This is a genomic window from Cupriavidus sp. 96C5-1 (assembly GCF_057798855.1).
Window position 1 is genome coordinate 40846 of sequence record NZ_JBYOJU010000059.1, and the last position, 12120, is coordinate 52965.

The window sequence follows — 12120 nt, forward strand, 5'->3', positions numbered from 1 at the left end:
CACAGGCGCGGCGTTGTCGTCAAAGCCCGGGGTTTCTGTTGCCTTGCCGCAACGAATCCCCGAGGCAGCCGGAGCAGTACCACGAGACATGCCCTAAGACATGTGCTTGAGGCCCCCCCACGGCCAGTTCCCGACTCAGGCTTCGATCAGGATGCGCAGCATGCGGCGCAGCGGCTCGGCGGCACCCCACAGCAGCTGGTCGCCGACGGTGAAGGCCGACAGGTATTCCCCGCCCATCTGCATCTTGCGCAGGCGCCCCACCGGAATGGTCAGGGTGCCGGTCACGGCGGCCGGCGTGAGGTCGGTCATGCTGGCCTCGCGCGTGTTCGGCACCACCTTGGCCCACTGGTTGTTGTCCGCCAGCATGCCTTCGATCTCGTCGAGCGGCACGTCGCGGCGCAGCTTGATGGTCAGCGCCTGGGAATGGCAGCGCATGGCGCCGATGCGCACGCACAAGCCGTCCACGGCGATCGGCGCGGCGCCGGTGGCACCCAGGAAGCCTTCGCCGCGGCCCAGGATCTTGTTGGTCTCGGCGCCGGCCTTCCATTCTTCGCGCGACACGCCGTTGCCCAGGTCCTTGTCGATCCAGGGAATCAGGTTGCCGGCGAGCGGCACGCCAAACTGCTTGGTTTCGTCGGCCGACAGGCCGTGCTGGGTCGCCAGGATGGTGCGGTCGATTTCCAGGATGGCCGATGCCGGGTTGTCCAGCAGCGACTTGACCGAGGCGTTGAGCGTGCCGAACTGGGTCAGCAGCTCGCGCATGTGCTGCGCGCCGCCGCCGGAAGCGGCCTGGTAGGTCATGGAGGTCATCCAGTCGACCAGGTCGTGCTGGAACAGGCCGCCCAGGCCCATCATCATGCAGCTGACGGTGCAGTTGCCGCCGATGAAGTTCTTCACGCCCTTGGACAGCGCGTCCTTGATGACGCCGAGGTTGACCGGATCCAGCACGATGATGGCATCGTCCTTCATGCGCAGCGAGGATGCCGCGTCGATCCAGTAGCCCTTCCAGCCAGCCGCGCGCAGCTTAGGGAAAATCTCGTTGGTGTAATCGCCGCCCTGGGCCGTGAGGACCACGTCGCACTTCTTCAGCGCTTCGATGTCGTTCGCGTCCTGGAGTCTGGTTTCATTCTTGGCCATGGCCGGGGCCTGGCCACCAGCGTTGGACGTGCTGAAGAATACGGGCTCGATATGGTCGAAATCGCGCTCTTCCTGCATGCGTTGCATCAGGACGCTACCGACCATTCCTCGCCAGCCGACGAGACCTACAATCATGACTAACCTCGGATGTGATTTGAACTTCCCCGCGCTTTCTTCGCCCGACGTGACTGCGCGGGGAAGACGAGCAGGCACGACGAACGATCTAGCCGATCGCTTTGGTAGTAATGGTTTTAATCGTCGTTGCGGTAAGCGGGTGGCCGTGCGAACCCAGGCCAACCGGGCTGCGGGTAGCAACCGGGGCGGCGATGGCAGTCGAGGGGGACTGGAAGATTCGGACCATTCGCAAAGTCTACACGATTTTGTGGCGCTGCCACACGGGGGAAATCGGGGACAAATAAAAGAAAAGGCGCCGCATGCGGCGCCTTTTCAACTTGATACCGCTTACAGCGCGGCCAGGACGGCCTCGCCCATCTCGCGCGTACCGACCTGCTTGCAACCCGGCGTCAGGATGTCGCCGGTGCGATAGCCCTGGGCCAGTACCTTCTTGACGGCGTTCTCGATGCGGTCGGCCTGTTCGGCACGGTTCAGCGAGAAACGCAGCATCATCGCCGCCGACAGGATGGTGGCCAGCGGATTGGCCACGCCCTTGCCGGCGATGTCGGGCGCGGAACCGTGCGACGGCTCGTACAGGCCCTTGTTATTGGCATCCAGCGAGGCCGACGGCAGCATGCCGATCGAACCGGTCAGCATGGCAGCCTCGTCCGACAGGATGTCGCCGAACATATTGCCGGTAACGATCACGTCGAAGCTCTTGGGTGCCTTGACGAGCTGCATGGCCGCGTTGTCCACGTACATGTGCGACAGCTCGACGTCCGGATATTCCTTGTGCACGTCGATCACGACGTCTTTCCAGAACTGGAAGGTCTCGAGCACGTTGGCCTTGTCCACGCTGCACAGTTTCTTGCCGCGCTTGGCGGCGGCCTGGAAGGCCACGTGCGCGATGCGGCGGATTTCCGGCTCGCTGTAGCGCATGGTGTCGAAGCCTTCGCGCGCGCCCTGGAAGGGGCCGTCCGGCGCCTCGCGCATGCCGCGCGGCTGGCCGAAGTAGATGTCGCCGTTCAGTTCGCGCACGATCAGGATGTCCAGGCCGGCCACCAGCTCGGGCTTCAGGCTGGAGGCGCCGGTCAGCTCGGGATAGCAGATCGCCGGACGGAAGTTGGCGAACAGCTGCAGGTGCTTGCGCAGGCCGAGGATGGCCTGCTCGGGACGCAGCGGGCGGTCCAGCTTGTCGTACTTCCAGTCGCCGACCGCGCCGAACAGGATGGCGTCGGCTTCCTTGGCCAGCTTGAGCGTGGCGTCGGGCAGCGGATGGCCGCTGGCCTCATAGCCGGCGCCGCCGACCGGCGCGGTTTCCAGCTCGAACTTCTCGTCGAGCGCGTTCAGGACCTTGACGGCCTCCGCGACGATCTCGGGACCGATGCCGTCACCCGGCAGGACTGCGATTTTCATGCTCTGTCTTCCTTTTATGTCTAGGCCTTCCAGCCGACTTCAGCCAGTCTCAGCCAACCACGCGATTGTTCAGCCACGGCATCCTCGCCACGCGCTCCGCCTCGTAAGCCTTGATCTTGTCGGCATGGCGCAGGCTCAAACCGATATCGTCGAAGCCGTTGAGCATGCAGTACTTGCGGAACGGCGCGATATCGAACGGGTAGCTTTCGCCGCCCGGCGTGATCACCAACTGCTGGTCGAGGTCGATCGTCAGCTTGTAGCCGTTAAACGCATTGGTTTCGTTGAAGATATGGTCGACCTGCAACTCGGTCAGCACCACCGGCAGCAGACCGTTCTTGTAGCAGTTGTTGAAGAAGATATCGGCGAAGCTTGGTGCGATCACGGCACGGAAGCCGTACTGCGTCAGCGCCCAGGGCGCATGCTCACGCGAACTGCCGCAGCCGAAGTTGCGGCGGGCCAGCAGGATCGAGCCGCCCTGGTAGCGCGGCTGGTTCAGCACGAAATCCGGGTTGAGCGGGCGCTTGCTGTTGTCCTGGCCGGGCTCGCCCACGTCCTTGTAGCGCCACTCGTCGAACAGGTTCGGGCCGAAGCCCGTGCGCTTGATCGACTTGAGGAATTGCTTGGGGATGATGGCGTCGGTGTCGACGTTCTCGCGGTCCAGGGGCACCGTGAGCCCGCTGTGTACAGTGAACTTGTCCATGGTCGGTTCCTTACTTCCGTGCCGCGCTTTGGAGCGAGCGGCCTGCGGCCTGAGTGTCCTTGCCAAGACCGGCCATCGTATTGCAGCCGGCCAGCTGCGGCATGCCAAGGCATGCCAGCATGACGATCAGGGCTTGTTTCATGATGAGCCTGCGCGCTTTAGCCGAGCTGGCGGATATCGACGAAGTGGCCTTCGATGGCGGCCGCGGCAGCCATCGCCGGGCTCACCAGGTGCGTCCGGCCACCCGCGCCCTGGCGCCCCTCGAAATTGCGGTTCGAGGTCGAGGCGCAGCGCTCGCCCGGATCCAGGCGGTCGGCGTTCATGGCCAGGCACATCGAGCAGCCCGGTTCGCGCCATTCGAAGCCGGCGGCCTTGAAGACCTTGTCCAGCCCCTCGCGCTCGGCCTGTTCCTTGACCAGGCCCGAACCCGGCACCACCATCGCCAGCTTCACGTTGCCAGCCACGCGCCGTCCCAGCTTCTGCACGACCCACGCGGCAGCGCGCATGTCTTCGATGCGGGAGTTGGTGCACGAACCGATGAAGACCTTGTCGATCTTGATGCTGTCCACCGGCACATTGGGCTGCAGGCCCATGTACTCCAGCGCGCGCTCCATGGCGTTGCGCTTGTTCGGGTCTTTTTCCTTCTCGGGATCCGGCACGCGGTCCTCGATGCTGACCACCATCTCGGGCGAGGTGCCCCAGGTCACTTGCGGACGGACCTCTTCCGCGCGCAGCTCGACCACCTGGTCGAAGTGCGCACCGGCGTCCGAATGCAGCGTGCGCCAGTAGGCCACCGCGTGCTCCCACTCCACGCCCTGCGGCGAGAACGGACGGCCCTTGACGTATTCGAGCGTGACGTCGTCCACCGCCACCAGGCCCGCGCGTGCGCCGGCTTCGATGGCCATATTGCACACCGTCATGCGCCCTTCCATGGTCAGGTCGCGAATCGCCGAGCCGGCGAATTCGATGGTGTAGCCGGTGCCGCCAGCGGTGCCGATCTTGCCGATCACGGCCAGCACGATGTCCTTGGCAGTGCAGCCGCGCGGCAGCTTGCCTTCCACGCGCACCAGCATGTTCTTGGCCTTCTTGCCCAGCAGCGTCTGCGTGGCCAGCACGTGCTCCACCTCGGAGGTGCCGATGCCGTGCGCCAGCGCGCCGAACGCGCCGTGCGTGCTGGTATGCGAATCGCCGCACACCACCGTCATGCCCGGCAGCGTGGCGCCCTGCTCCGGCCCGATCACGTGCACGATGCCCTGGCGCAGGTCATTCATCTTGAACTGGGTGATGCCATAGGCGTCGCAGTTGGTATCCAGCGTGTCCACCTGCAGCTTCGACACCGGATCGGCGATACCCTGGCTGCGGTCGGTGGTCGGCACGTTGTGGTCCGACACCGCCAGGTTGGCGCTGATGCGCCATACCGGGCGCTGCGCCAGCTTCAGCCCTTCGAACGCCTGCGGGCTGGTGACTTCGTGCAGCAGGTGGCGATCGATGTACAGCATCGTGGTGCCGTCATCCTCGACGTGCACGGTGTGGTCATCCCAAAGTTTGTCGTAAAGCGTCTTGGCCATGATGCAGGGGGGCGGGCCGGGACCGTCAGGAACAGCACGGTTGGCGGCGTCGCGCGGTAGTTTGCGGGGATTTTTCGCAGGAATGCGGGCAATGAACTGCGGCTTGCTGCGATGCTTGACTTCGCAATCGATTATGCCACAGCGATAGCGCGCGCTTACCCCCTGCCCTGGCCATCCGGCGGCGCAGATGTAATGTGATTGGCGAAAGGGGGATTTCGCCGATGGCGAAAAGGGAGGTGTCCCGGGCGCAACTTGCACCGCCCGGTTTGCTCCCTCTCCCCATGAGGGGAGAGGGCGTGACAGCCGTCGTCATGGCTGATGGTTTTTGGCGCACCCTGTCAGCGTCGGCCAGCGCTTCAGGTCGGCGCTTGGGGGCCTCCGCTCAACCGCCCAGGTAGGCGCTCTTGATGCGGTCGTTCGCCAGCAGATTGGCACCGGTGTCCGCCAGCACTACGCGCCCCGTTTCCAGCACATAGCCACGGTCGGCCACGCCGAGCGCCTTGTTGGCGTTCTGCTCGACCAGGAACACCGTGACACCTTCGTCGCGAATGGTCCGGATGATGTCGAAGATCTGCGCGATCACCAGCGGCGCCAGGCCGAGCGTGGGCTCGTCCAGCAGCAGCAGCCGGGGCCGGCTCATCAGCGCGCGGCCAATGGCCAGCATCTGCTGCTCGCCGCCGGACATGGTGCCGGCGCGCTGGGCGGAGCGCTGCTTCAGCCGCGGAAAGAGCTTGTAGACGTGCTCGATGCCCGCCTCGATCTCGTCGCGCTTGCCGAAGAAGCCGCCCATCTTGAGGTTTTCCAGCACGGTCAGGCTGGGAAACACGCGCCGCCCTTCCGGCGAGATCGCCATGCCGAGACGCATGATCTCGTGGGTGGGACGCCGCGTGATGTCCTGCCCTTCGAACATCACGCGGCCGCTAGAGGCGCGCGGCGAGCCGCACACGGTCATCATCAGCGTGGTCTTGCCGGCGCCGTTGCTGCCGATCAGCGTGACGATCTCGCCCTTCTTGACTTCGATCGATACGCCAGACAGCGCTTCGATGGCGCCGTAGTGAGTATGGACCTGTTCCAGCTTCAGCATTAGTCCTCTCCCAGGTAAGCCTTGATCACGCGCGGATCGTTGCGCACTTCCGCCGGTTTGCCGATCACGATCGGGCGGCCGTGCTCCATCACCAGGATGCGGTCGGACACGCCCATCACCAGGCTCATGTCGTGCTCGATCAGCAGCACCGAGATCTTGAACTCGCGCCGCAGTTGGTCGATCAGTTGCGACAGCTCGACCTTCTCCTGCGGATTGAGGCCGGCAGCCGGCTCGTCCAGCATCAGCAGGCGGGGGTTGGTGATCATGCAGCGCGCAATCTCGAGCCGGCGCTGGTGGCCGTACGACAGCGTGCCCGCCTCGCGGTTGGCGACGCCGCGCAGACCCATGCGCTCCAGCCACACGGCCGCGCGTTCGAGCGCCTCGCGCTCGGCGCGGCGATAGGCCGGCGTGGCAAACAGCCCGCGCAACAGGCCGGAGCGCACCTGCAGGTGTTGCGCCACCAGCAGGTTTTCCACCACCGTCAGTTGCTTGAACAGCCGGATGTTCTGGAAGGTGCGCACCAGGCCGCGGCGCGCCACCTGGTGGCTGGGCAGGCGGGCGATCGATTGCCCGTCCAGCGCGACCTCGCCGGCGGTCGGCTTGTAGAAGCCGCCCACGCAGTTGAACACCGTGGTCTTGCCCGCGCCGTTGGGCCCGATGATGGCGAAGACTTCGTCGCGGCGCACATCGAAATCGATGCCGTCGACCGCCAGCAGGCCGCCGAAGCGCATCTGCAGGCCGGAGACTTTCAGCAGTTCCGCTTGTTGAACTTGGCTCATTGCGGCAACTCCACATGGGGGCGGCTCGCGGGCAGCAGGCCCTGCGGACGCCACATCATCATCAGCACCATCACCAGGCCGAAGATCAGCATGCGGTATTCGGCGAAACCGCGCGCCACCTCGGGCAGCACGGTCAGCAGGATGGCCGCCAGGATCACGCCCAGCTGCGAGCCCATGCCGCCCAGCACCACCACGGCCAGGATCAGCGCGGACTCGATAAAGGTGAACGATTCGGGATTGACCAGGCCCTGGCGCGCGGCGAAGAAGGCGCCGCCCAGGCCGGCGAAGGCCGCGCCCAGCGTGAACGCCGACAGCTTGATGCGGGTCGGGTTCAGGCCCAGCGAACGGCAGGCGATTTCATCCTCGCGCAAGGCTTCCCACGCCCGCCCCATCGGCATGCGGATCAGCCGGCTGGTGACGAACAGCGTGAAGGCCACCAGCAGCAGCGCCAGCAGATAGAGGAAGATCACCATGTGCTCGCCGCTGTAATCCCAGCCCAGCAGTTCGTGGAAGGTCTTGGCGCCCTCCACGCTGGCGCTGCGCGCCATCTCGATGCCGAACACGGTCGGCTTCGGGATGCCCGACACGCCGTCCGGGCCGCCGGTCAGGCTGGTCAGGTTGTTGAGCAGCAGGCGGATGATCTCGCCGAAGCCCAGCGTGACGATGGCGAGATAGTCGCCGCGCAGCCGCAGCACCGGGAAGCCCAGCAGGAAGCCGAAGGTCGCCGACATGCAGGCCGCGATCGGCAGGCACTCCCAGAAGCTCAGGCCGAAGTACTGGTTGAGCAGCGCGTAGGTATAGCCGCCCACCGCGTAGAAGCCGACATAGCCCAGGTCGAGCAGACCGGCGTAGCCCACCACGATGTTCAGGCCGAGCCCGAGGATCACGTAGATCAGCGCCAGCGTGGCCACGTCCACCGCGCCGCGCGAGCCGAAGAACGGGAACACCAGGCCGACCGCCAGCAGCAGCCAGATCACCTTGCGCTGCTGGACGTTGCCCAGCGCGGGCACGCTCGGCAGCCTGACGCCGGCGCTGGCGCGCAGGAACAGCGGCTTGAACAACTGAAACAGGAAGACCGCACCCACCGCCAGCCAGACCGGCTGCCAGTGCGGCTCGAGCACCACCTTGTAGCCGTCCAGCTTGAGTTGCAGGCCAAGCACGGGAATCGTGAGGATGGCCGTCATCACGGCCGCGGTCACGGCGTTCTTGAGCGTGTCGGAGACCGGGGTGGCTTGCGCCACATTGACTTGCGTGGAAATAGCTTGCGTCATGGCGTCCTCATACCTTTTCAACGTCGGGCTTGCCCAGCAGGCCGGTCGGGCGGAACAGCAGGATCAGCACCAGCAGGCCGAATGCCACCACATCCTTGTACTCGGCCGGCATATAGCCCGAGGCGAAGGTCTCGGCCAGGCCCAGCAGCACGCCGCCCAGCATGGCGCCGGGAATGCTGCCGATGCCGCCCAGCACAGCCGCGGTAAAGGCCTTGATGCCGGCCACGAAACCGATATACGGGTTGAGCTTGCCGATGGTCAGGCCGATCAGCACGCCGCCTACCGCCGCCAACATCGCACCCTGCACGAAGGTGAAGGAGATCACGCGGTTGGTGTCGATGCCGAGCAGGTTGGCCATGCGCATGTCTTCGGCGCAGGCGCGGCAGGCGCGGCCCATGCGCGAGTGGCCGATGAACAGCGTCAGCGCGATCATCAGCGCCAGCGTCACGCCCACGATCAGCAGGCGCGAATACGGCACGGTCACGGTGAAATCGCCGCCCATCTGGAACTCGATGGCGCCGGAGATCAGCACCGGCACGGACACGTCGCGCGCGCCCTGCCCGATCTGCACGTAGTTCTGCAGGAAGATCGACATACCGATGGCGGAGATCAACGGCACCAGCCGCGGACCGCCGCGCAAGGGGCGGTAGGCCACCCGCTCGACGGCGAAGCCGTACAGGCCGGTGACCATCACGGACACCAGCAAGGCGCCGCCCAGCACCAGCGGCAGCGGATAGCCCGCCTGCGCGCCGATCGCGGTGAGCGTCACCAGGCCCACGTAGGCACCGATCATATAGATCTCGCCGTGGGCAAAATTGATCATGCCGATGATGCCGTAGACCATGGTGTAGCCAATGGCGATCAGTGCATAGATCGCACCCAGCGTCAGGCCATTGACCAGTTGCTGGGTGAACTGTGGAAGGAACTCGTTCATGCGGGAAGCCCCATAACTGAGAAGCGGGAGGCGCGCGACATGCCGCTCGTGCCGGCAGGCAGCGCGCGCTCCGCACGCCGGCATTGCCTCGGCCGGCACACGGCGATCAAGCCGTTGCCGCCGGGCAGCCCGGACCCCGATACCAAAACGCCCCGCTCAAACCGTGAGCGGGGCGTGCAAAGCCGGTGTGCGGCTTAGTTGGCAGCGGTCTTGGTGGCGTCCTTGTGCCAGGTGAACACAACGAAGCGGAACGACTTCAGGTCGCCCTGCGCGTCGTACTCGACCTTGCCGATCGGGGTCTGGAAGGCGTTCTTGTGCATGTACGCTGCAACCTTGGCCGGATCGGTGCTCTTGGCGCCGGCGATGGCGTCGCCGATGATCTGCACAGCGGCGTAGGCCGGCATCTGGAACGGGCCGTTGGCGTCACGCTTCTTGTCGGAGAAAGCCTTGACCAGGCCGGCGTTGGCCGGATCGGCCGAGAAGTCGGCCGGCAGCGTCACCAGCATGCCTTCGGAAGACGCACCGGCGATGGCCGTCACGTCCTTGTTGCCCACGCCTTCGGGACCCATGAAGGTCGCCTTGACGCCCTGCTCGCGCGCCTGGCGCAGCAGCAGGCCCATTTCGGGGTGATAGCCGCCAAAGTAGACGAAGTCCACGCCTTGCGACTTGAGCTTGGTGATGACCGCGGAGTAGTCCGAATCGCCGGCGTTGATGCCCTCGAACACGGCCACGGGAATCTTGGCCGCTTCCAGGTCCTTCTTCACCGAGGAGGCGATGCCCTGGCCGTACGACTGCTTGTCGTGCAGGATCGCGACCTTCTTCGGCTTGACCTTGGAAATGATGAAGTGGGCGGCAGCCGGGCCTTGCTGGTCATCGCGGCCGATGGTGCGGAAGATGAACTTGCGCTTCTTGTTCTCGGTCAGCTGCGGCGCGGTGGCCGACGGCGTCACCATGACGATGCCTTCGTTCTCGTAGATGTCGGAGGCGGGAATGGTCGAGCCCGAGCACACGTGGCCGATCACGTAGTGGATCTTCTGGCTGACGATCTTGTTGGCCACCCCCACGGCCTGCTTGGGCTCGCAGGCGTCGTCCATCAGCACCGCTTCGAACTTGTTGCCGCCCGCACCGCCGGCTGCATTGATCTGCTCGATGGCAGTCAGCGCACCGGCCTTGACCATGTCGCCGTATTGGGCGACCGAGCCGCTCATGGGGCCGGCAATGGCAATCTTGATGGTTTCTGCGTTGGCAGCGGCGCCGAAAGCGACCAGGGCCGTGGCCAGGGAGATGGACGTAAGACGGGACAGCGTCATCAGGAGCTCCTCGATTATGTATGGGTCATGGGCTGAGGCGGCATGACCTGCGCAATCGAACAACACCCGCGAGCTACAACCGAAAGACGCCCGAGACGCGGAAGACGGGCCTGCAGAAAAAAGCGTGTGCGGGGCCCGGCATGTGCCAGCCCTCCCGATACTGGAGAGGACCTTGGTTCGGAAAGACAACGTTGATGCGTTCTCTATTGCGCAGGTGATTCGCCTGCCCCGCTCGCCTCAACGCAGTCCGGAAGGGTGGCCCGGCTGCTGTCGGCAAAGCAGCCCGCATTATAGGGTCAATTCCCTCGTTGGATGGCAAATTTGCACAACAAATGAGGACGGGTTAGGGTAAATACGGCACAAATCGTCGAAAATTGATGTATTCGCCACCTATTTCGCAATTTCTCTTTTGCAACGCACAAGCGCCGTTTCCCTTGAATGACAAACGCCCCGGCGTAGCCGGGGCGTTTGGTATTGCTGCGCTGCTTACAGGGCATCGGCAGGGGTTGCGCTCCCCTGCCTGGTCAGCCACACCCTCCTTCAGTATGGTCTCCCCGCCCCGCGCGAAAAGCTCAGCGCTTGCCGATTTCCGGCACGTCGCGGCTTGCCGCGCCGTTGAACAGCTGGCGCGGACGGCCGATCTTGTATTCCGGATCGGTGATCATCTCTTCCCACTGCGAGATCCAGCCCGGGGTGCGGGCCAGCGCGAAGATGCAGGTGAACAGCGAGGTCGGGATGCCCAGCGCGCGCTGCACGATGCCCGAGTAGAAGTCCACGTTCGGGTACAGCTTGCGGCTGACGAAGTACTCGTCTTCCAGCGCGATCTTTTCCAGTTCCATGGCGAGCTTGAACAGCGGGTCGTTGTGCAGGCCCAGTTCGTTCAGCACTTCATAGCAGGTCTCGCGCATCAGCTTGGCGCGCGGGTCGTAGTTCTTGTACACGCGGTGGCCAAAGCCCATCAGGCGCACGCCCGAGTTCTTGTCCTTGACCTGCTTGATGAACTCGGTGATGTTGTCGACGCTGCCGATCTCTTCCAGCATCTTGAGGGCGGCCTCGTTGGCGCCACCGTGGGCCGGGCCCCACAGGCAGGCCACGCCGGCGGCGATGGCGGCGAACGGGTTGGTGCCCGAGGAGCCCGCCAGGCGCACCGTGGAGGTCGAGGCGTTCTGCTCGTGATCGGCGTGCAGGATGAAGATGCGGTCGAGCGCGCGCTCGAGCACCGGGTTCACCTGGTACGGGGCGCACGGCGTGGCGAACATCATGCGCATGAAGTTGCCCGAGTAGGACAGGTCGTTCTGCGGATAGATGTACGGCTGGCCGATGTTGTACTTGTATGCCATCGCGACCAGGGTCGGCATCTTGGCGATCAGGCGGATCGCGGAGATTTCGCGCTGGTGCGGATCGTCGATGTCCATGGCGTCGTGGTAGAACGCGCTCATGGCGCCCACCAGGCCCGTCAGCACCGCCATCGGGTGCGCGTCGCGGCGGAAGCCCCGCAGGAAGAACTGCAACTGCTCGTGCACCATGGTGTGGTTCATCACGGCGCCAACGAACTCTTCCTTCTGCTTGGCGTTGGGCAGTTCGCCCTTGAGCAGCAGGTAGCAGGTTTCCAGGTGGTCGCACTTGGTCGCCAGCTGCTCGATCGGGTAGCCGCGGTACAGCAGCTCGCCCTTGTCCCCGTCGATATAGGTGATCTTCGAATTGCACGAAGCCGTCGACATGAAACCGGGATCATAGGTGAACTTGCCGGTTTGACCGTACAGCTTGCGAATATCGATCACATCGGGGCCGACCGTGCCCTTGTAAA

At 64.7% G+C, this 12120-nt stretch carries 11 protein-coding genes; all 11 read right to left on the minus strand.

What is annotated here, in order from left to right; all coding sequences use genetic code 11:
- Positions 1–135: 135 nt before the first annotated feature.
- The gene (gene asd / locus AC3FOF_RS39675) at positions 136–1272 is read right to left on the minus strand and encodes an aspartate-semialdehyde dehydrogenase (RefSeq protein ID WP_276265107.1); all 1137 of its coding nucleotides are present in this window, start codon (positions 1270–1272) and stop codon (positions 136–138) included.
- A 327-nt stretch (positions 1273–1599) separates the two neighbouring features.
- On the minus strand, positions 1600–2667 hold the full coding sequence (gene leuB, locus AC3FOF_RS39680; protein WP_017226338.1) for a 3-isopropylmalate dehydrogenase: 1068 nt from the start codon (positions 2665–2667) through the stop codon (positions 1600–1602).
- A 49-nt stretch (positions 2668–2716) separates the two neighbouring features.
- Positions 2717–3367 (minus strand): 3-isopropylmalate dehydratase small subunit, encoded by a 651-nt coding sequence (gene leuD / locus AC3FOF_RS39685; protein ID WP_017226339.1) that lies wholly within the window; start codon positions 3365–3367, stop codon positions 2717–2719.
- 10 nt (positions 3368–3377) lie between these two features.
- Positions 3378–3509: an entericidin A/B family lipoprotein gene (locus AC3FOF_RS39690; protein ID WP_488729719.1), complete on the minus strand. Its 132-nt coding sequence runs from the start codon at positions 3507–3509 to the stop codon at positions 3378–3380.
- Between the two features lie 16 nt (positions 3510–3525).
- On the minus strand, positions 3526–4935 hold the full coding sequence (gene leuC / locus AC3FOF_RS39695) for a 3-isopropylmalate dehydratase large subunit (RefSeq protein ID WP_276265104.1): 1410 nt from the start codon (positions 4933–4935) through the stop codon (positions 3526–3528).
- Between the two features lie 382 nt (positions 4936–5317).
- Positions 5318–6019, minus strand: a complete 702-nt coding sequence (locus AC3FOF_RS39700) for an ABC transporter ATP-binding protein (RefSeq protein WP_017226342.1) — start codon at positions 6017–6019, stop codon at positions 5318–5320.
- Positions 6019–6798 carry a high-affinity branched-chain amino acid ABC transporter ATP-binding protein LivG gene (livG, locus tag AC3FOF_RS39705; protein WP_017226343.1) on the minus strand — a complete coding sequence of 260 codons (780 nt, stop codon included), beginning with the start codon at positions 6796–6798 and terminating at the stop codon, positions 6019–6021. Before livG ends, AC3FOF_RS39700 begins: the two co-directional genes overlap by 1 nt.
- Positions 6795–8069 carry a high-affinity branched-chain amino acid ABC transporter permease LivM gene (locus tag AC3FOF_RS39710; protein WP_017226344.1) on the minus strand — a complete coding sequence of 425 codons (1275 nt, stop codon included), beginning with the start codon at positions 8067–8069 and terminating at the stop codon, positions 6795–6797. The genes livG and AC3FOF_RS39710 overlap by 4 nt, the downstream gene beginning before the upstream one ends.
- Before the next feature lie 7 nt (positions 8070–8076).
- Positions 8077–9003 (minus strand): high-affinity branched-chain amino acid ABC transporter permease LivH, encoded by a 927-nt coding sequence (gene livH, locus AC3FOF_RS39715; RefSeq protein ID WP_017226345.1) that lies wholly within the window; start codon positions 9001–9003, stop codon positions 8077–8079.
- A 194-nt stretch (positions 9004–9197) separates the two neighbouring features.
- Positions 9198–10313 (minus strand): branched-chain amino acid ABC transporter substrate-binding protein, encoded by a 1116-nt coding sequence (locus AC3FOF_RS39720; protein ID WP_017226346.1) that lies wholly within the window; start codon positions 10311–10313, stop codon positions 9198–9200.
- Positions 10314–10885: 572 nt separating this feature from the next.
- Positions 10886–12120 (minus strand): citrate synthase (gltA, locus tag AC3FOF_RS39725; protein ID WP_488729397.1); only part of this gene is annotated, 1235 nt, incomplete at its 5' end.

Bases quoted from the DNA above. Each gene is read 5' to 3' on its own strand.
- asd (WP_276265107.1), bottom strand. From the start codon at position 1,272: ATGATTGTAGGTCTCGTCGGCTGGCGAGGAATGGTCGGTAGCGTCCTG.
- leuB (WP_017226338.1), bottom strand. From the start codon at position 2,667: ATGAAAATCGCAGTCCTGCCGGGTGACGGCATCGGTCCCGAGATCGTC.
- leuD (WP_017226339.1), bottom strand. From the start codon at position 3,367: ATGGACAAGTTCACTGTACACAGCGGGCTCACGGTGCCCCTGGACCGC.
- AC3FOF_RS39690 (WP_488729719.1), bottom strand. From the start codon at position 3,509: ATGAAACAAGCCCTGATCGTCATGCTGGCATGCCTTGGCATGCCGCAG.
- leuC (WP_276265104.1), bottom strand. From the start codon at position 4,935: ATGGCCAAGACGCTTTACGACAAACTTTGGGATGACCACACCGTGCAC.
- AC3FOF_RS39700 (WP_017226342.1), bottom strand. From the start codon at position 6,019: ATGCTGAAGCTGGAACAGGTCCATACTCACTACGGCGCCATCGAAGCG.
- livG (WP_017226343.1), bottom strand. From the start codon at position 6,798: ATGAGCCAAGTTCAACAAGCGGAACTGCTGAAAGTCTCCGGCCTGCAG.
- AC3FOF_RS39710 (WP_017226344.1), bottom strand. From the start codon at position 8,069: ATGACGCAAGCTATTTCCACGCAAGTCAATGTGGCGCAAGCCACCCCG.
- livH (WP_017226345.1), bottom strand. From the start codon at position 9,003: ATGAACGAGTTCCTTCCACAGTTCACCCAGCAACTGGTCAATGGCCTG.
- AC3FOF_RS39720 (WP_017226346.1), bottom strand. From the start codon at position 10,313: ATGACGCTGTCCCGTCTTACGTCCATCTCCCTGGCCACGGCCCTGGTC.